The 19514-nt window shown below is 45.1% G+C and carries 17 protein-coding genes; 4 read left to right on the forward strand and 13 right to left on the reverse strand.

Going from position 1 to position 19514, the window contains the following annotated elements; all coding sequences use genetic code 11:
* Window positions 1-17: 17 nt before the first annotated feature.
* Window positions 18-2498 (forward strand): PilZ domain-containing protein, encoded by a 2481-nt coding sequence (locus tag ACXAH6_RS08680; protein ID WP_474876271.1) that lies wholly within the window; start codon window positions 18-20, stop codon window positions 2496-2498.
* A gap of 61 nt (window positions 2499-2559) precedes the next feature.
* Here the strand turns inward: ACXAH6_RS08680 and serB are convergent, their stop codons facing one another.
* Complete coding sequence (gene serB / locus ACXAH6_RS08685; RefSeq protein WP_474876272.1) at window positions 2560-3579, reverse strand: phosphoserine phosphatase SerB; 1020 nt, start codon at window positions 3577-3579, stop codon at window positions 2560-2562.
* 182 nt (window positions 3580-3761) lie between these two features.
* On the opposite strand from serB, the gene ACXAH6_RS08690 reads away from it, so the two are divergent.
* Window positions 3762-4379, forward strand: coding sequence for an AhpA/YtjB family protein (locus tag ACXAH6_RS08690; protein WP_474876273.1), 618 nt, complete (start codon window positions 3762-3764; stop codon window positions 4377-4379).
* Between the two features lie 158 nt (window positions 4380-4537).
* Here ACXAH6_RS08690 and ACXAH6_RS08695 read toward each other — a convergent pair whose 3' ends face one another.
* From ACXAH6_RS08695 to rpoE, 11 genes are all read right to left on the reverse strand, one after another.
* Entirely contained in the window at window positions 4538-5101 is a 564-nt protein-coding gene (locus ACXAH6_RS08695) for a hypothetical protein (protein WP_474876274.1), read from the reverse strand.
* A 313-nt stretch (window positions 5102-5414) separates the two neighbouring features.
* Window positions 5415-6212: a TatD family hydrolase gene (locus ACXAH6_RS08700; protein WP_474876275.1), complete on the reverse strand. Its 798-nt coding sequence runs from the start codon at window positions 6210-6212 to the stop codon at window positions 5415-5417.
* 22 nt (window positions 6213-6234) lie between these two features.
* Window positions 6235-6873 carry a pyridoxamine 5'-phosphate oxidase gene (gene pdxH, locus ACXAH6_RS08705; protein WP_474876276.1) on the reverse strand — a complete coding sequence of 213 codons (639 nt, stop codon included), beginning with the start codon at window positions 6871-6873 and terminating at the stop codon, window positions 6235-6237.
* Between the two features lie 33 nt (window positions 6874-6906).
* Entirely contained in the window at window positions 6907-7818 is a 912-nt protein-coding gene (gene era / locus ACXAH6_RS08710) for a GTPase Era (protein ID WP_474876277.1), read from the reverse strand.
* Window positions 7808-8494 carry a ribonuclease III gene (gene rnc, locus ACXAH6_RS08715; RefSeq protein ID WP_474876278.1) on the reverse strand — a complete coding sequence of 229 codons (687 nt, stop codon included), beginning with the start codon at window positions 8492-8494 and terminating at the stop codon, window positions 7808-7810. Before rnc ends, era begins: the two co-directional genes overlap by 11 nt.
* Window positions 8494-9405, reverse strand: coding sequence for a signal peptidase I (gene lepB / locus ACXAH6_RS08720; RefSeq protein ID WP_474876279.1), 912 nt, complete (start codon window positions 9403-9405; stop codon window positions 8494-8496). Before lepB ends, rnc begins: the two co-directional genes overlap by 1 nt.
* On the reverse strand, window positions 9405-11201 hold the full coding sequence (gene lepA, locus ACXAH6_RS08725; RefSeq protein WP_474876280.1) for a translation elongation factor 4: 1797 nt from the start codon (window positions 11199-11201) through the stop codon (window positions 9405-9407). Before lepA ends, lepB begins: the two co-directional genes overlap by 1 nt.
* A 194-nt stretch (window positions 11202-11395) precedes the next feature.
* A complete protein-coding gene (locus tag ACXAH6_RS08730; protein ID WP_474876281.1) occupies window positions 11396-11860 on the reverse strand; it encodes a SoxR reducing system RseC family protein in 465 nt (154 codons plus the stop codon).
* Window positions 11853-13010, reverse strand: a complete 1158-nt coding sequence (locus ACXAH6_RS08735) for a MucB/RseB C-terminal domain-containing protein (protein WP_474876282.1) — start codon at window positions 13008-13010, stop codon at window positions 11853-11855. The genes ACXAH6_RS08730 and ACXAH6_RS08735 overlap by 8 nt, the downstream gene beginning before the upstream one ends.
* Window positions 13007-13612 (reverse strand): sigma-E factor negative regulatory protein, encoded by a 606-nt coding sequence (locus ACXAH6_RS08740; RefSeq protein WP_474876423.1) that lies wholly within the window; start codon window positions 13610-13612, stop codon window positions 13007-13009. Before ACXAH6_RS08740 ends, ACXAH6_RS08735 begins: the two co-directional genes overlap by 4 nt.
* 94 nt (window positions 13613-13706) lie before the next feature.
* A complete protein-coding gene (gene rpoE / locus ACXAH6_RS08745; RefSeq protein WP_474876283.1) occupies window positions 13707-14285 on the reverse strand; it encodes an RNA polymerase sigma factor RpoE in 579 nt (192 codons plus the stop codon).
* Window positions 14286-14498: 213 nt separating this feature from the next.
* Between rpoE and nadB the strand changes: the two genes are divergently transcribed.
* Together nadB and ACXAH6_RS08755 are read left to right on the forward strand one after the other, a co-directional pair.
* On the forward strand, window positions 14499-16163 hold the full coding sequence (nadB, locus tag ACXAH6_RS08750; RefSeq protein WP_474876284.1) for an L-aspartate oxidase: 1665 nt from the start codon (window positions 14499-14501) through the stop codon (window positions 16161-16163).
* A 150-nt stretch (window positions 16164-16313) separates the two neighbouring features.
* Window positions 16314-18968: a DUF2339 domain-containing protein gene (locus ACXAH6_RS08755; protein WP_474876285.1), complete on the forward strand. Its 2655-nt coding sequence runs from the start codon at window positions 16314-16316 to the stop codon at window positions 18966-18968.
* Between the two features lie 29 nt (window positions 18969-18997).
* On the opposite strand, the gene ACXAH6_RS08760 is transcribed toward ACXAH6_RS08755, so the two are convergent.
* Window positions 18998-19471 carry an NADAR family protein gene (locus ACXAH6_RS08760; protein ID WP_474876286.1) on the reverse strand — a complete coding sequence of 158 codons (474 nt, stop codon included), beginning with the start codon at window positions 19469-19471 and terminating at the stop codon, window positions 18998-19000.
* Window positions 19472-19514: the final 43 nt, after the last annotated feature.

A 19514-nucleotide genomic window follows, 5' to 3' on the forward strand; every position in this document is an offset into this window, starting at 1 on the left:
GAGATATGCAGTAGCACATGAGCCAAGATTTGCAGCGATACGCGCACATTATTGAAAAACTAAAACCCCTGGCTCGGGAACCTGAGTTCAATCAGGCGCTTTTAAAGATCGCCAAAGACCTGCCGCGTGAAAAACAATTTCTGATAAAAATGGAAATTAAGCGCTTGGCTCGTCCGTGTTTGCGTTCTGTGGATTTGCGTGGTCAAGTTGACGGCGAATGCCGTTTGCATGAACACGAAGGTATTCAACATTATCTCGACGATGTCGCAATTGAAGAGTTTGAGAAACAAATCCGTATTTTTGGGCGTTATTGTTTTGGTGTGTATGAAGCGATGCTTCGTACCGAGAACAATTTTAAGGTCATGCGAGACAGGCAAGACAGCCAAGCTGACGTCGAAGAAGACCGACAACAGCAAAGTTTGATCAAGTTCGATGTACCTGAAGTAAGTTTATTGCGCTACATCCGGCGCGGTGAAGAACGGATGAACTTTGCGATTGCACTTGAAGTCTTCACCAAAAATGGTACCAGCGTACGGGCAACCAGTGTAGATATCTCCTCTCACGGCGTGCGAATGAAATTGGTAAATAACAATTATGACTTTACCAAAGATGAAAAAGTCTCTGTTCATTTTAGGGGCTTAGAAAGTGAGTTTTCATTAGATAAGCACACTGGTATTGCCTACATTGTGCTTAAGGTTGTCGAAGAGCGAGACAAAACGTATGTCATGCTCAAACGCAACGAAGATATGCCCAATGGTGAATTTGATCACTTTTTAGAAAACTTTATCCACGGCAATAAACGCCGTTACAAAGTGAATTTGATTAACACCATAGACGCCATCATTAACAAAACCTGTGAGCAGTATTTTTCACCCAGCTTCCCTACACTGCCTATTTTTGTCGACTGGATTGACGATGGCCCAATACCTCGATTTGCCATGGCCAACGAAATTAACCGCAGTGTCATTTCGTACTGGTCTGATGAAGAGGAAAATATTCGCTTAGGGTATCTGGTTAACCGCGCTCGGTTGAGTTATCTCATTGGTGAATATCGCAAAGGCCAAGAAGCGGCCATGTACGTTTACGCGTTTAACCATCTGCAAAAAGGTAAAGTCTATTTTTATTCTGCGTCTAACATCGATCTGAAAAAAAATGATGCATTAAGAACACTCTTCCTAGGTTTTGGCGCCAAAAAGGTCAGTTGGCGCGTATTTAAAATTACCATCGCAGAAATAGACCCAGAAGATGCTCATGCGCCCTTGTCACTTCCCGACTCAGTAGGGAACAAAATAAAACGCCAAAACACGCCGCCCGCGCCGCGTTTAATGGCAAAACTGAAGAATTTAAAATACGTAGCGCAAGTGACAGATATTACCTCTGAGTATGGTCAACAGGTGTATTATCACTTTAAGGTTAACAAGCAAGAACTCAAACAGCTGCGTTTATTTGGTCACCCGCGCAACCGTTTGCCTGCAGAAATCAAAGCATTTAAATATAAATTTCACGATCAACGCATGGAAGCGCGGTACTTATTGCGCTCGGTTGTCAGAGTAGAGATTCTTGATGACTTAATCATGGGGGTGAGCGAAGACATTTCAGTCAGTGGCCTGCGCCTTGAGTTAGAAGGTGAATACCACGGCGATTTAGACGTTCGTGTGATTATTGGCTTCCCGCGTTTACAAGAAATTACCAAAAAACACAACGTAATGAATTTGCATTACAAAGTGGTGAACGTGAGTGAAGACGGAAAAATATTACACCTTAGAGCGGTATCAGGTGATGAAGGACGATCCGCTCGCGCATTTTTTGACGAGCTAATAAAGAAAAACCGTAACCACTTAGAAACCTACCCTGATGAGGAAGAAATCCCGGGTATTGGGCATGCATTACGCTGTATCAACGCGAGAAACATACCTACCCTGTCTTTTATTTTAAGTAAAGAAGGGGCCAGATATCACCCGCAGGTCGCGGCGATTTCTCCAAACGAAAACAGAATAAAACGCCTGTTGACCACGTTTGCATCGGAGCAAAAAATAAATTTAGAATCGTTTTTCAGAGACAGAAACCACGACTCTCAGCAAATACAGCAAAGCATTAAGCAAATTAAAGTTGAACACCAACCCTTACACCACGAACTGTATTTGGCGTTCAACCCTACAAAACGCGATCCGAGGTTGGCAATTACGCCCCGCTATAGCAATACCTTCCGCACCCATGAAGCGAGACTACAGTTTATTCGTGAAGCAATACAACAAGGGCAGTTTATCGCCTTGAGTGTGCACTTATCTACCACCACGAAACCAGACCTCGACATGTTACAGGCCGAGATCAATTACATTAGTGTTTATGCGCTACACCGGGCGAAAGAGCTCGAAGAAAAGTTATGGGCTATTGGCGCCTGCGTACACGCCGTAGATATTACGGAAGAAGTACTTAGCCGCTACAATATCCCAAATGACATTATTGAAGCCAACCAAACACAATTTAAAGACAAGTAATGCTATTTATACCACGGTTCACCGTACCAAAGGCAGACGCCTCGGGTACGGATGACCAGTGTTATTCTGCGGCTAAATAATACAGTAAACTATCTAACCCACCGAACCTAATGGCTACATCAGCTTTGTCGTTAACGATAGGTTTAGCATGAAACGCGCATCCTAGCCCCGCAACTTCCATCATTTTCAGGTCGTTGGCACCATCACCCATCGCGATGGTTTGCGCTTCACTAATGCCCCATTTTTCGGCCAGTTGCTGCACGACTTTTGCTTTAACATCAGCATCGACAATGTCACCCACAACTTCACCGGTTAATATCTCACTCTCTTCGGCCAAAGTATTGGCAAAGGCGGCATCCAAAGATAGTCGCTCTTTTAGGTAGTTCGCAAAATAGGTAAATCCACCAGAAGCAATGGCGATCTTCCAGCCGTGAGATTGCAAGGTTTTTACTAGCTTGAGTAGACCCGGCATTAAGGGAATTCCGTCTCGTATCTGTGCCAACTGACTCACTGGTACGCCTTTCAAACACGCAACCCGAGTAATTAAACTTTCACTGAACGCCAACTCACCTTGCATCGCTCGCTCAGTCACAGCCGCTACTTGCTCGCCTAACCCTGCAAGTTTGGCAATTTCATCAATACACTCAATGCCGATCACTGTGCTGTCCATGTCCATCACCAACAGTCCCGGTTTGGTCAATACGGGCTGCGAATTCTGAAAAGCAATTTCTGCATGAAACTGCTTGGCAACTTCGTTAATTAACTCATTTAGGGTGGTTTGTGTAATTCCTGTGACTTCAGCCACAGCGACCATATGACGGGTCTTATCATTTAGTGGGTGAGCGCGCCAATTCAATACATCTAAATGACTCGAAAGTGCATGTTGTATGCCTGACAGTTGCGCCAGCGTTAGCGCTTGTGATGAGACAGTGAGGCGACCACTACTTTGCGAATAGGCACGCTTTTGAGCAGTAGACCATTGATTACCATCAAATATGAGCTGTTGTTCAGGGTTATCCAACAGAGAGGCCAAATAGGAAGATTGATTGTAACTTAATGCTTGGTCTACGAGCTGACTCACGGGTTTTCCAAATAGTAAAAATGAGGGTTTCAATCCTAACCAAAGACGCCCTTAGATAAAATACCGATTATTGAAATTTTAAGTCTATTCTATTGAGTAATAGGCAAACTTGGCATAAGCGATAAACTCATGCAAACTTAACTGATGTTTTTCAGCACCATTAAACCTCAGAGTGAGAAAGCATGAGCGATAGCTTATCATCAACAAAAGCGGAGCAAAGCATAGTTCCTCCTCAACACGTTCATACTTTCTACGCCGTTATCAAACGCGTCATCAACTTCATCATTATCCTATCCTTCACGCTACTACTGGGTTATTGGGTGTTTGAGACCAATCAATTTTATCAAAACTGGTTAAACCCGCGAACCGAAAATCCAAATGAAGCAGTTATTCAACACTACAGTCGGCTACTTGCACCTACGACCTTTGCTAACGACAGCACAAAAATAGCACCCGTTTTGGCATCTTTAGCTAATGACGAAAGAGTAATACAAGCAAGTGTTTATCGCTTTGACGCTACGCCAATTGCTCAAACAACGGATTACCAGCCCTTACTCTCATTATTACAAAGCGAACAATATGTCAGCTTGTCGGCGCACATAGGTGAGATTTTGTATGATGAACACTTGGTGGGTTTTTTGCGTGTTGTCATCAACAATGAAAAACAACAAGCCAAACGCGAGGAGCAAAGTACGACCTTAACTCATCAATTTTTACTATTAGGTTTATTGGGCTTTATATTGGGAGGCTACGCGGTAAAAGGTTTCTATTCGTTGAGAAGACGCATTATTCGCAAATAATTATGAGACGTCTGTATCTAATAACACCAATGCATCTAGTAGCACAGAACTTAGCGCCTGCTATTTCTGTGCCCGTTCATACGTAATTGTACAACCTTTACTTAAGTCACTCTCTGTATCTAAATAAGGATGATACAAAATAGTAAGTAGATTTAACGCTATCTTTTTAGTATTCGACGTATATAAACCATTAAAAAAATTGCAAAAATAGTAAATATAGGAGGCTCAGAAGCATCAGTTACACTTATGTCGGCGATAGTCGTAATTCCTGTCAATACATCCAGCCCAGAATCTGTTTTATAACCAAGAGAACTCGCACTAGCACGACCATCGCAGTTTGCTCCGGAACTATTTAAACACCAATATGTCACATTAGAAGAACTTTCCCCAATAAACCAAAATATCGTGTAAATACCATTACCACCTCCGGTAAAGTCAAAAGTTAACTCAGTTTCTGATGCAGTAAACAACGAACCGCTAGTATTTACAGAAGTAAATAACTGCAATTCGTTATTATCAATATTTGTTGACTGCATTGATAAATCAATATTGAGAATATTAGCTGATGTTAACTCACCAAATGAACCATCAGTCTCGATAGTACCAAACACACTACCAGTATCATGAACGAGATTTACAACATAAATTAATCCGGCGTTTGCTATTCCACTAATAGAAACAGAAAACGATATAAATAGTAATTTTATTATTTTACTTTTCATTACAATAACTCCTTCCGATTTTTCTACCGCTATTGACTGGATTTCGACTATTAAAAGCATAATTCATACCAACTAATAAAAAACTACAATTCAACCACTTAAATAAAATTTCAAGTTAAAGAATCTATTACTGTAAATTTATATGACATATTAGTACGCGATTATGTCGTTATCATGTTGACTTAAACTAAACTTGGGCAAGTCACATTTAAAAACAAAATAACCAGAATGATTTCAGTGAAACAATAACCCAATTACTTGGGCTATTATGCATTTTGGGGTTCACCTTTGGAGGCTACGCGGTAAAAGGTTTCTATTCGTTGAGAAGACGCATTATTCGCAAATAATTATGAGACGTCTGTTTGGCAATGACGTTACGCTCTTGCTTACGTATTTCAGATAACACAGTGACCACATTGGTCAATCGCTCTGGCTCATTGCGCTGTCCTTGATAGCCTGCTACCGGCATATCGGGCGAGTCTGTTTCTAACACCAAAGCTTCGAGTGGCACAGTACTTAACGCTTGTTTTGTTCTCTGTGCACGCTCGTAGGTAATAGTGCCGCCTACGCCTAAACAAAACCCCATGTCTACGTAGGCGTTCGCGACATCCGTACTGCCAGAGAAAGCATGTACAACACCGCCGTTGGTGAACTTAGCTTGTTTAAGTAAGCCTATAATCCTGTGGTGGGTTTTGCGATGATGAACAATCACGGGTAACCCAAGCGCCTTTGCCATACTCAATTGGGCTAAAAACATCTGCTCTTGCGATTTCGCAGGTATATCAATGGCAGCATCTAAACCGATTTCGCCCACCGCGACAATCCGATCGCGGTGCTGGCCCAAACTGGATTCAAGCTGTTCTAATAAAAGCTCCGAGTGACTGGACAAAAAATACGGATGAAGCCCGAAAGAAAGGTCAATACATGGGTGTTGAGATTGTATCTCTAGTTGTCTTGCCCAACCCTCTGGCGTTGTACCAGGAATGTGCCATCGATTAACCCCTTGCGCTTGGCTGCGCGCCAGCACGGCCGGTAAATCGGCCGAAAAGGCTGGCAAGTCAAGGTGACAGTGAGAATCGATCAGCGAAAAGGCTTGGGTATCTGCATTCATACAGTGAGTGCAAACGGTTAGATTAAGGCATTAATCGCTGCGTAGCCCAAGTACCGTCAGCTTGTATGTTGTATTCAAAGCGATCGTGAAGACGGTTCTCGCCACCTTGCCAAAACTCTATTTGGTGTGGCTTGACTCTAAAACCGCCCCAAAAATCCGGTACGGGTACTTCTTTTTTAGCAAACTTCTCTTTGAGTTGATGAAACTGAGTCATCAATAGTTCACGATTGGAAATCGGTTGGCTTTGCTGTGAAGCCCAAGCCGCTAACTGGCTGTCTTTAGGGCGTGACAAAAAGTAGCGAGACACTTCAGACAACGATAATTTTTCTACTTCGCCGCAAACCCGTACTTGGCGCTCCATAAAATACCACGGGAAATGCAGTGACACTTTGGGGTTAACCGATAGCTCTTTGGCTTTGCGGCTACCCAAATTGGTGTAAAACACAAATCCGCGCTCGTCCATATCTTTAAGCAAGACAATACGTTGAGACGGCTGACCATTAGCGTCAACCGTAGCTACAGTCATTGCAGTTGGGTCTGGAGACTTGGCATCAATTGCATCTTGTAACCAAGTCTTAAATAGCGTCAGAGGATGTTCGGTGAGGGCATCGGCATCCAAGTGCCCCATTGAATATTGACGACGAATATCGGAAAGACTCATAACATAAACCTCTTGTACTAAGACGAGTAAAAGTTAGTCTTCGCCATAACCCAACGAACGCAATGCACGCTCATCGTCGGCCCAACCTTGTTTCACTTTTACCCACAGCTCTAAAAACACCTTATTTTCGAACAGGTTTTCCATATCAATACGCGCCTGTTCGCCCATGGTTTTTAAGTGCTTACCGCCTTTTCCGATCACCATGCGTTTTTGTGTCTCCCGCTCGACCAAAATCAAACCACTGATACGATAAACACCATTATCAGCCATTTTAAATTGTTCAATTTCTACGGTCGTTGCATAGGGTAATTCGTCACCCGTAAAACGCATGAGCTTTTCACGAATAATTTCCGCAGCCATAAAACGGCTTGAACGATCAGTGATGTAATCATCGGGGAAATAAAATTCACTTTCAGGTTGTCGACTTTGTACCAACTCGCGCACTGTCTCAACCTGTTTGCCCTGCTTCGCACTCACGGGGATAATTTCATCGAAATTAAACTTTTTGTTTAATACTTGCAGGTGCAGCATCAAATCTTGACGCTCAGGCACTTTGTCAACTTTATTAACGATCAAAAAGCACGGTAACTTACTGTCTTTTATACGGTTGAGTACCGCTTCATCTTCTTCTGTCCAGCGTGTGCCTTCAACCACAAACAACACCAAATTCACTTCGCTTAATGTGGTTGCAGCGGCGCGGTTCATCAACTTATTGATGGCACGCTTTTCGTCTTGGTGCAAACCCGGTGTGTCCACATAAATAGTTTGGCAATTGTTTTCGGTATCTATGCCTAAAATACGATGACGCGTGGTTTGTGGTTTACGCGAAGTAATACTGACTTTTTGGCCAAGCAAGCGATTTAGTAGCGTTGATTTGCCAACGTTAGGTCGGCCGACAATGGCAACAAGCCCGCAACGGGTGATGTCTTGATGATCATTTGCCATCTTCTAATTTCTCCAGGGTCAATCTTGCGGCTTCCTGCTCGGCTTTTCGACGGCTGCTCCCTGAGCCTCGAATACTTTTGGGAAGCGCTTCAACTTTACAGCTAACCACAAAGGTTTGTGCGTGATCTTTCCCCGACACTTCAACCACCTCATAAATTGGCAGTGAAGCTCGCTGTGCTTGTAAATACTCTTGAAGGCGTGTTTTGCTATCTTTCGGGTGTTCTTCAGGATCTAGTTGAACAATCCGGCTTTGCCACAAACGCAAAATAACCTGCTCAACTGTGTCTAACCCCGCTTCTAAATAAATCGCCCCCAATATGGCTTCAACCGCGTCAGCCAATATAGAACTGCGGCGAAACCCACCGCTTTTCAATTCGCCTTGACCAAGCTTTAACAAGTCACCGATACCCGTTTCACGAGCAAGTTCTGCAAGTGTTTCACCTTTAACCAAGGTAGAACGCATGCGTGTTAACTTGCCTTCTGGTACGGTAGGAAACTTGTTGAATAAGGCCTTGGCAACAACCACACCGAGTACTGCGTCGCCTAAAAACTCCAACCTTTCGTTGTGCTTTTTCGACGCACTACGATGGGTAAGTGCAAGCGTTAATAAACTTTTATCATCAAACGTATAACCCAGTGTTTTACTGAGCTTGGCATATGTGTCGATACCTTGCATTACTCAATGCCACCCACTCGATTAAAGCGAACATTTGACGGGATCCACGTGGGTAAGAAATCATTTGGGCTGCGTTCAAACTCAAAACTAATCCAGATAGCAACCGCTTGCCCTACTAAGTTCTCTTCTGGCACAAAACCCCAAAAACGGCTATCTCGGCTGTTATCACGGTTGTCACCTAGCACAAAATAATGGCCTTGTGGCACAATCCATTCATTCATGCGCGTTCCCGGCTGGCTGTCAAACACCGCAGGGTTAGCTTCTAGCTTAGGGTTGGTCAATATATCGTGGTTCGCTTCGCCCAACTGTTCAACAAAACGCTTTAGTGGCTCTCTATTTTGCGTATAGTCGCCCGTGCTCTTGTAAGTAAGTGGTACCGCTTCCAACGATGGACAGCTATCGCCACCTTGCTCACAGTAAGGCTTAATGAAAACTTGTTCGTTTTGATAAATAACCGTATCGCCGGGCAACCCTACCACGCGCTTGATGTAATCAACATTTGGGTCTTCAGGGTATTTGAACACCACAACATCGCCACGCTCGGGTTCACTGGTTTCTAAAAACTTCTTTCTAAACAGTGGATCTCGCAAGCCATATGCGTATTTTTCTACCAGGATAAAATCACCCACTAACAAGGTGGGCATCATAGAGCCTGACGGAATTTGGAACGGCTCATACAAAAATGAACGCAGCACCAAAACAAAGGCAATAACCGGAAATATCTGTTGTGCCGTATCAACAAGATACGGCGGAATATCTTCAATTTTCCCCGTTTGTTCAGCGCCAACTGCTGCGTTTATTTCAGCCAGCTTTTCTCGGCGTTTTGGACGATAAACGAGGCTGTCCACTAACCAAATCAGGCCTGAGCCTAGGGTGAGAACAACGAGGAAAATAGAAAAATAATTTGCCATTACTTACTTACCTTAAGCACGGCAAGGAAAGCGTCTTGTGGCAGTTCCACGTTACCTACTTGCTTCATGCGTTTTTTACCTTCTTTCTGCTTCTGCAACAGCTTTTTCTTACGGCTTACGTCACCGCCATAACATTTGGCGATTACGTTTTTGCGTAACTGTTTCACTGTGCTCCTTGCGATAACGTGGTTACCAATCGCTGCTTGAATCGCAATATCGAACATTTGACGAGGAATTAGCTCTCTGAGTTTTTCAACCAAGTCACGTCCACGATATGGGGCGTTTTCTTTGTGCGTAATCACGGCTAATGCGTCAACGCGTTCACCGTTAATCAAAATGTCCAAACGCACCATGTCGGCTGCTTGGAATTTTTTGAAGTTGTAATCCAGTGATGCGAACCCGCGACTGGTAGACTTCAAACGGTCAAAGAAGTCGAGAACCACTTCAGCCATTGGTATTTCATAGGTTACCGCGACCTGCTTGCCATGGTAAGCCATATTCGTTTGTACACCACGCTTTTCAACGCACAGAGTAATCACGTTACCGAGGAATTCCTGTGGTACTAAGATATTGGCCTCTACAATAGGCTCGTGGATCATGGCAATATCATTAACTGGCGGTAACTTAGACGGGTTATCGACTTCTAAAAACTCACCTTTGGTGGTTTCAACTTGATAGATTACCGTCGGTGCTGTGGTAATAAGATCGAGATCGTATTCACGCTCCAAACGCTCCTGAATGATTTCCATGTGCAACATGCCCAAGAAACCAATACGGAAACCAAAGCCCAATGCGGCAGAGCTTTCTGGCTCGTAAAATAACGAGGCATCGTTCAAGCTCAATTTTGCCAACGCATCACGAAAATCTTCATAGTCGTCAGAACTGACGGGGAATACACCGGCGTAAACCTGAGGCTTCACCTTTTTAAATCCAGGCAGCATTTCCTTAGCAGGGTCACGTGCCAAGGTGATGGTGTCGCCCACGGGTGCACCGTGAATCTCTTTAATACCGGCGATGATGTAACCTACTTCACCTGCGCGAAGTACACCAGTGTCTAGGGGCTTAGGTGTGAAGATACCCACTTTATCAGCTTGGTGAGTTTGTCCGTTCGACATGATTTGAATCTTGTCTTTAACGTTTAACTCACCTTCCATGATACGGACCAAAGACACAACACCTTGGTAGTTATCGAACCATGAATCGACAATAAGAGCGCGTAGTGGCTTAGTGCGATCACCTTCTGGTGGCGGTACTTTATTTACGATTTCTTCGAGTACGTCTTCAATACCGACACCTGTTTTCGCAGAACAACGCACAGCGTCTATCGCGTCAATACCAACGATATCTTCTATCTCTTCCGCCACACGCTCGGGTTCGGCCTGTGGCAAGTCAATTTTATTTAGTACAGGAACTACTTCCATATCCATGTCGATGGCGGTGTAACAGTTTGCCAAGGTCTGCGCTTCTACGCCCTGACCAGCATCAACAACCAACAATGCCCCTTCACAAGCGGCAAGGGAACGAGATACTTCATAAGTAAAGTCAACGTGCCCTGGGGTATCGATAAAGTTTAACTGATAAGTTTCACCGTCACGTGCTTGATAGTTCAATGTCACGCTTTGCGCTTTGATCGTAATACCGCGCTCACGCTCAAGGTCCATGGAGTCCAGCACCTGCTCAGCCATTTCCCGATCACTCAGGCCTCCACAATGTTGAATCAAACGGTCTGACAAGGTGGATTTACCGTGGTCGATGTGGGCAATAATACTAAAGTTTCGAATGTGCTTATGTTGCATAATGCTGGAAATTACCTGCAAGAAAATCAAAAATTAAAACGAACATCGCTGAAACAACTAATTTGCTTCATTGTTATTTCTTTGGTTCTTCGCCCTTAGGCAGAGAACGAGCGTGCGGATTTTACCCATTATCGCGCAAGAAAGCGAATTAAGGTAAAGAATGTTTGTTGATTTCACCGCTTATCGTTGGAAAGTTAAGCGGACTTGTCCACGGCCGTGGTTTGAGAGAGGAAAATCACTGGCTGATATCGGTGATCTTGGTGTTTTTTCAAATAACCAGACACCAATACAAAAGTTCCCAAGGTTGTAACAACACTCGCCAGTAATACCCATAATTCACTGGCTAAACCTATGCGTGGTAACACAGCGCTAAACCCAAGAGCCGAGAACAGCATTGCCAGTAAAGGCACCACATACAACCACAGTGAAGCCGATACCACACCACTTTCGGGGATCCCCACATCAACTTGTTGACCAACGCGCAAGGCCAGCGGTGTTTTCACACGAAGTTGTTGTACACGAGGTGCAAGTGCACGAGCGACCACCCCAGTACCGCAGTCTGACTGTACCTGACAGGCATTACAGGTAGATTTTACCGCGGCTTCCAAAACTGCAGTATCTCCCTCTAATGCGACCACGGTTGCTTTTTCTTTAATCACGATTGTTCTCAACAATACGCAGTGAGTTAGCGATCACTTGGGCTGTCTCAAGGGGAATCTCGCCCACTACCGTTACTTGAACCTGACCATCGGTAAGAGTAAGAAAAGTGTTCAATTCACGACGCGCTGCGAGGTTTTCACCCAAGGCATTAGAGGCTGACTGCACATATACCGACACATCAACCATACCGTCACTGAAAAGTTTATATTCAACCATTTGCCCAGTAATCGGTAAACGTCGTACTTCGCGTTTTACTTCTTTCATACCCGCAGGTAAATATTCTACCTCCCAGCTATGTTGATGCTCTTGATGGGTAAGTACGGTTACTTTAGGTAGCATAGCCTGATTGATACGTGAGAAGTACGCGGGTGCGTCTGTGAGCAAATTCATGGCCGTCACCTGAATTTGTTCCATTAGTGCCCCTTTCATATCAACCATGTTGTACTTCAACAGCAAGCCGGTTTCTTCGTCTAGCCAAATTTGATAGCTATACCTGCTGTCGTCTTTACTCACAATACGGATTAATTGCGCAGTACGCCCAGAAACGCGCGCTCGCCCTAACTTTAAAAAGTGGTAGCTACGATGCAAACGTTCAGGGTGATATAAAAGTTCACTGGGAATGGGGCCATCAATGGCATCACCATGAATACTGAAAGGCGCCGAATCTGGCTCGAACACGCTAACGATATTCCCCACTCGAATCAGTTCCTGCCCTGGCCCATTTTGCACATTCAACTGCTCCATGGATGTACCATCGGGCATAACGGCATGTCGCCACAAGTAAGGCGTTATTTCACGCCCTGTGGTTGTGACCACATAGGAAATTTCAAAATTAATTGTGGAAGTTGCATGTGCTAGCCGCTGTAACCACAGTTCCGCGCTCATCCCCTGTTGAGCCAAGGCCTCTTCAACACCATTAGCCGCAGTTTGAGCTGCTGATTCTGTTGTATTTTGAGGTTCGGCAGGTGTAGCCACTTGCGGTTGGGAAGCAGGCTGTTCTTGAGGGTCGCTGGGAGTAGTTTGGCCATGAGCGGCAAACGCAACCAGAAAACAGGTTGAAAATAAAAACAGACGAACTTTCTTAAACGGGTTTGGGAGCGCACAAATTAGGCGCGCTTTGCGCGCACCTAACGGGGGATAAATATTCAAGGCTTGTCGATTTCCTCTGCCTCGGTCTCTGCAGCATCGCTTTGTTGTTGTGCGTTTTTAAGCTTAACTTGCTGCTCGTGATCGGCAATTAACGCATTCAGCTGACGACGCTTTTGAATCAAAATTTCCATTTCTTCACGTGTCAACGCTTGGTTAGATTCCATACTCACAGGCTGCTGAAGACTCACTGGCGCCAAATTGGCTGCTTGAGACACCATCGTCTGTGCTGTAGCAAAAGGTTCAGTAGGCGCTGGCGTATTGTAAGTTTGGAAACCCAAAATTACCGCTGCCGCAACTGACGCTGCTACTGCGTATTGCCCACCCTGTTTGATGAAAGGTACAACCTTATTCACCAATGGAAGGCGGCTTAAGCGAGACTTCGGCGCCATTACTGTAGGCTCGTCAGCAAGCGCTGCCGCAACCTGAGCAGTAATATCAAATTCAGGCATAACCGACGCTTCTTTACGCAAGCCACTACGAATGACATGGTAACTACGCCACTTATCTTGCAACTCGCGGTCATTTTTTATCGCATTGATAATGGCTTCGTCTTCAACTTCGCCATCCATAAACGCGGATAAATTTTCATGTTGTTGCGTCATAAAACTCATTTCCTGCATTAACGCCAATTTTGTACCAGAGTGCATCGACACTCTCAAGTACTTCATGCTCATTCGCGACCAACGACATTTGGAGTTAGTTCTCCAAAAGTGGTTGAATCACTTTATCAATGGCTTCCCTCGCTCGGAAGATTCGAGAACGAACCGTACCAACCGGGCAATCCATCACGTTTGCGATTTCTTCGTAACTCAACCCTTCGATTTCTCGCAGCGTAATCGCCATACGTAAATCGTCGGGTAGCTTTTCAACAACTCTAAACAGTGTTGCTTGAAGCTCGTCAGACAGTAGACTCCGTTCAGGGGTAGATTGTTCCTTTAACGAGTCACTTCCTTCGTAATAATCTGCTTCTTGCGCGTCAACATCACTTGCCGGTGGCTTTCGCCCTTGCGCAACCAAATAATTTTTGGCGCTGTTTACGGCAATGCGATACAACCAAGTATAAAAGGCGCTTTCGCCTCGGAAATTTGGCAATGCGCGGTACGCTTTGATAAAGGCTTCTTGCGTAACGTCTGCCACATCTCCCGAGTTCTTCACATAACGACTTACTAGGTGCATCACTTTGTGTTGATAACGGGTAACCAGCAGATTAAATGCGTTCTTATCGCCTTGCTGGACTTTTTCAACCAGCTGCTGGTCTGTAATTTGCTCGCTCATTCGAGCCATTTCTCCTAAACAACAAAACTCATAGCTCATGCAAGCAAAATAGTAGACTGCATGATTGAGAGAAAGTTCGGCGGAATATTGATCTTTTTTTACAATTTATCGCTAGGCCCTGAAAATCCGCAGTCTCGCACTTACATTTTGAGTTTTGCGGGACATCCAGTAGACTTGCCGAACATTTGATTTATTCAATACCCGATAACATACATGAATTCTGTCTTATCTTCATCTAGTAACGACGCTTCCCATGCAATTGAACACGCCTGTGACGTATTGATTATTGGTAGCGGTGCCGCAGGTTTAAGCCTCGCCCTCACTTTGGCCGATCACTGTCAGGTGATTGTATTGAGTAAAAGCGACCGCAACGAAGGGTCTACGCGCTATGCCCAAGGCGGTATCGCAGCCGTTATAGATGAACAAGACTCAGTTGATGACCACGTTGCTGACACACTCGATGCTGGTGCGGGTTTGTGTGACGAGCATGTAGTGCGATTTACTGCAGAAAATGCCAAATCTGCTATGAAGTGGTTAATTAATCACGGTGTACCGTTTGATACAGAAACAGACGCCAGCGGTGAGCAGCGCTATCACTTAACCCGCGAAGGCGGGCACAGTTTCCGCCGTATTTTACATGCCGCCGATGCCACCGGTGAGGCGCTACAAGTCACCCTCAACGATGCCGCTTCGAATCACCCCAACATTCATATATTTGAACGTTACAATGCCATTGACCTGATCAGCAGCAAGGAAAATGACAAGCGCACGATTGGAGCTTACGTGTGGAATCGCCAACGCGAACACGTCGAAGTGATTCGCTCCCGCTTTGTCGCTTTGGCATCGGGCGGCGCCAGTAAAGTGTATCAGTACACCTCAAACCCAGACGTATCCAGTGGTGACGGTGTGGCCATTGCCTGGCGAGCGGGTTGTCGTGTTGCCAACATGGAGTTTAATCAATTTCACCCCACTTGTTTGTACCACCCACAAGCACAAAACTTTTTGATCACCGAAGCGCTGCGTGGTGAAGGGGCGCAATTGTGTCATGCTGATGGCACGCGCTTTATGCACAAATTCGACAAACGTGCAGACCTCGCTCCACGAGATATCGTGGCCCGCGCCATCGATTATGAAATGAAACGCCTCGGTGCTGATTGTATGTATTTGGATATCAGTCATAAACCGGCTGATTTTATTGTTAAGCACTTCCCTAATATCTACCGCAAATGTCGTTCATTAGGCATCGATATCACACGCCAACCGATTCCGGTGGTCCCAGCAGCACATTATAGTTGTGGTGGCGTGATCACCGACCTTAATGCCAAAACCGACTTAGATAACGTTTATGCTATTGGTGAAGTGGCTTACACGGGATTGCACGGCGCTAACCGCATGGCGTCGAATTCGTTGCTTGAATGTATTGTATTTGCCCGTTCAGCAGCCGAACACATTACACAACGACTCAATGAAAATGCGCCACAAGAGCACATTGCGCCTTGGGATGAAAGCCAGGTGAGTAACTCGGACGAAGAGGTTATTATTCAGCACAACTGGCATGAATTGCGTTTATTCATGTGGGACTACGTGGGCATTGTACGAACCAACAAACGCTTAGAACGCGCTTTCCGCCGTATTCAATTACTCGAACAGGAAATTCAAGAATATTACGCACACTTTAGAGTCAGTAATAACTTGTTGGAGCTGCGCAACCTTGTAACCGTAGCAGAATTGATCGTTCGTTGCGCTATGAGCCGAAAAGAAAGTCGCGGGCTTCACTACAATTTAGATTACCCTGATAAGCTTGATAATTCAGGCCCGAGTATTCTGGCACCAACAGCGAGCCAGATGCATCCAGAACCTGGAACACTAACGACTTAAGCCCGTTATTCTTCGCATCACAAACAGCAAGCTTTTGCTTGCTGTTTACTCCTACGCGACGCCCTTGCATTGACTATGCAGCACAAAAAGCGCATGGTATGAACCTGATGGAAAGTGGTAAATAATATCGGTCACTCTCAGGGAAAGAATATGGAGATGGTATTGCTAGTTGTGGCATTTGTTGTGTTCCTGCTAGCGGGCGCAATCATTGCTTTTTCTAATCGCTCAACTATTGCTGCGTTAAAAATAGAGCTGAGTAGCTTACACAACAAAGTTAATTTACAAGCCAAGCAAATTAGTCGGCTGCAAGCATTATTGTCGTCATCCTCGCCAGTCGCTGAAGAAACACCGCCGAGTACCACTCCTAACGTTACACCTATTCAGGCTACCACAGCGAGTAAAGCCGCTTCTGAACAAACCGAAAAGCCAGCAGTAAAAGCACAACAAATTGCAAAGTCACGCCCTACCGGCAAGCCTTCGCCACGTTTACATAAAGTACCGCCACAGCGTTTCTCACTTGAATCCTTTCTCAAAGGCAATGGGTTATTGTGGCTTGGTGGATTGGTACTCGCATTGGGCGGTATTTTTCTGGCCCGTTACTCCATTGAAGCGGGTTTACTGCCCCCTGAACTTCGGGTGTTGATGGGTTGTGTATTTGGTTGCGGTTTAGTGGTTGCCGCAGAATATTTGGCAAGAAACAAACAACGCTTTCAGATCCATTCTCCCCACGTATGCGCGGCGTTAGCCAGTGGTGGGGTGATAACCTGCTATGCGATGGGCCTGGTTGCTTTTGACTTCTATCATTTCATTAATGCCCACATCGCTTTTGGATTATTAGCGCTAGTCTCGTTAGTGTCGACCTCTCTGTCTCTTCGGTTTGGTCCTTTATTAGCGTGGATAGGTGTAATTGGAGCGTATACGGTGCCATTTCTTGTATCTACAGGCTCCAACAACGTTAATGCACTATTGCTTTACACGGCCTTTGTATCGGTTTCGGCTATCTGGATTGCACAAACGGTAAACCAAACAAAGCTCTGGTGGCTGAGTTTTGCAGCCAATAGTTTGTGGTTGTCTTTAAGTATTAGTATGGCAAACGGCTCTCACTTTTACGCCATTGCATTATTCTGCCTGTTCAGTATCTACCTTTATGTGCTGTCTGATATGATGGGCTGGAAGTTAACCCAGCACATGACAAAGGTTCTACCCACCAAAACCCTGTTAATGCCCAGAAAAGAACATCTGGGTTTACTCATCCCTGTTGTCGCACTAGCAATATTTTTAACATTCGTTGGCACCAGTCTATACGTTGTGCTGGGCTGCGTAATGATTGGAGCGCTACTTTGCACGGTGCCCGCACGCTACAGTGCTTTCGACTCCTGGCCATTCATTGCCCTGCTCTTCGCACTTTACGGTTACACCTTGATGCCAGAGCCAAAAGATTACAGCGATTATCTATTCCCCATGCGCCAAAGTTACTTATTCGCGCAAGTGGGCGCTTGGTTCGTACTTGCATACAGTGCTGTGATGTATCGTCGTTGGCAACGCCCTGCGTATTTGCTGTTACTCGTTATCGGGCCGACCTCATTCTACGCTGTCAGCTACGCTCTCTCACCTAATGCAGCAAGTGATAATTTGTATCCACTTTGGCTTGCAGAATTACTCATCATTGCCATCTCAAGCGCCGTCATATCATTAAAAGCGAAAACGGGTTTAGTTAAACTTACGTTAAGCGTGCTGGCCAATACCTGTATCACATTGTGTTGCACTATGTTGCTTGACGCTGCCACACTAACATTGGCGATTGCCATGCAAATCGGCGTAATGAGCTATCTTAGTTGGAAAAACAAAGTTCCACTGCCAGATTGGCTGTACAAACTGGCATTATTGGTAGTCACCACGCGTTTAACCCTCGCGCCTTGGTTAGATAGTTACCAGGCTGAGCATATACTCGGCATCCATTGGACAATAGTGATATACCCTATCGTGTTGGGCGTTATTCTATTCAGTCGAACCTATCACTCGTCTGAGAGCTTCAAGCGTTGGCTTGAAGGTGCGTTCATTCATATTTTGGCTTTGTTGGTCACAACTGAAACCAGCTATTGGTTGGTCGGGCACTACCCTAATTTCTTCGTCCTTGAATTCAAAGAAGCTGCACTACTGGCTATGAATTGGTTTGCGTTATCTGGTGTGTATTTATGGCGAGCAACACTCACACCTTGCTATACACTCCTTTGTCGCGGCTTTGGCCTGTTCTTACTTGTTATTGCCGGGTTGATCCACCTCGACATATCAATTGTTCGTAACCCATTCATAGTGCACACAGACACAGGACAAGGGCTTTTAATCAACTGGTTACTGATTTTGTGGGCAATACCCGCACTTATAGTCACGGCAATAAAACGCCTCCAAATAACGGATGAAAACCTGCGTTTATTTTTAAGTGTTGTCAGTGGTGTATGGTTGTGTTTTTACGTAAATGGTTTAATTCGAGGCGCTTTCCACGACGGTTTACTGGTGCTGAATGGGCAACTTACTCAGGCCGAGCTGTATACCTATTCCATTGTCTGGCTGCTCATCGCTACTGCCACTGTTTTTGTCGGTCAGCATAAAAAGCAGCTCGTCTTGCAAAACATTGGTTTTGGTGTTTTGGCGCTGGTATTGCTAAAAGCATTCATCGTCGACATGGCACATTTGGAAGGGTTATTACGCGCCATGTCGTTTATTGGTTTGGGTTTAAGCCTAGTGGGAATTGGCTGGTTGTTTCAACGATTCAACCAAGAGCCACCAGAACAAAAGTGCGCGTGAAGAAGATAAGGTGTAATGGCGACGCCCCCTTAGCCTTGCGATTGTGACCCGCGTAATTTATCTCTGATATTCATCCAGACTTTCCCGAGGTGATTTTCGCCTCGCTGGTCTCGGCCAATTCCCCAAAAATAATCGTATTGAGAGCCTTCAACAATTAGCTTGTCTTCGGTTGCTAGCAAGGCTTCTCTCACTTCCTCGTACATCTGCACTTTTGTGTAACACGCTCGAGTCATGAGTGTAGGCGCTAATTTTTTATAATCTTTAACTTTGCGCCGATACCAAGGCTTAGTATAAGCAACGGCCTGTTCTCCACTCGCGAATTTATCAATGATATCGGCGTCGGCCGGAGCACGAACAATGCTTGCCTGAACGTAATGTTCGCAAGTCGTCCAGTTATGATCTTCCAAAACGATTGGATGTCGGCTGCAACTCGCGAGCAGGTTGTCGACATCGAAACGAGAAAAACGGTAGGCGTTTTCCATCTGAGTGTTGGGTTGAAACACTATATCCTTCCTGTAGTTGTGGAGTATTTTTACCTCAAAGTTC

This window comes from Alteromonas sp. ABE4_545 (genome assembly GCF_056161325.1).

Bases quoted from the DNA above. Each gene is read 5' to 3' on its own strand.
- ACXAH6_RS08680 (WP_474876271.1), top strand. From the start codon at position 18: ATGAGCCAAGATTTGCAGCGATACGCGCACATTATTGAAAAACTAAAA.
- ACXAH6_RS08690 (WP_474876273.1), top strand. From the start codon at position 3,762: ATGAGCGATAGCTTATCATCAACAAAAGCGGAGCAAAGCATAGTTCCT.
- ACXAH6_RS08695 (WP_474876274.1), bottom strand. From the start codon at position 5,101: ATGAAAAGTAAAATAATAAAATTACTATTTATATCGTTTTCTGTTTCT.
- ACXAH6_RS08700 (WP_474876275.1), bottom strand. From the start codon at position 6,212: ATGAATGCAGATACCCAAGCCTTTTCGCTGATCGATTCTCACTGTCAC.
- pdxH (WP_474876276.1), bottom strand. From the start codon at position 6,873: ATGAGTCTTTCCGATATTCGTCGTCAATATTCAATGGGGCACTTGGAT.
- era (WP_474876277.1), bottom strand. From the start codon at position 7,818: ATGGCAAATGATCATCAAGACATCACCCGTTGCGGGCTTGTTGCCATT.
- rnc (WP_474876278.1), bottom strand. From the start codon at position 8,494: ATGCAAGGTATCGACACATATGCCAAGCTCAGTAAAACACTGGGTTAT.
- lepB (WP_474876279.1), bottom strand. From the start codon at position 9,405: ATGGCAAATTATTTTTCTATTTTCCTCGTTGTTCTCACCCTAGGCTCA.
- lepA (WP_474876280.1), bottom strand. From the start codon at position 11,201: ATGCAACATAAGCACATTCGAAACTTTAGTATTATTGCCCACATCGAC.
- ACXAH6_RS08740 (WP_474876423.1), bottom strand. From the start codon at position 13,612: ATGACGCAACAACATGAAAATTTATCCGCGTTTATGGATGGCGAAGTT.
- rpoE (WP_474876283.1), bottom strand. From the start codon at position 14,285: ATGAGCGAGCAAATTACAGACCAGCAGCTGGTTGAAAAAGTCCAGCAA.
- nadB (WP_474876284.1), top strand. From the start codon at position 14,499: ATGAATTCTGTCTTATCTTCATCTAGTAACGACGCTTCCCATGCAATT.
- ACXAH6_RS08755 (WP_474876285.1), top strand. From the start codon at position 16,314: ATGGAGATGGTATTGCTAGTTGTGGCATTTGTTGTGTTCCTGCTAGCG.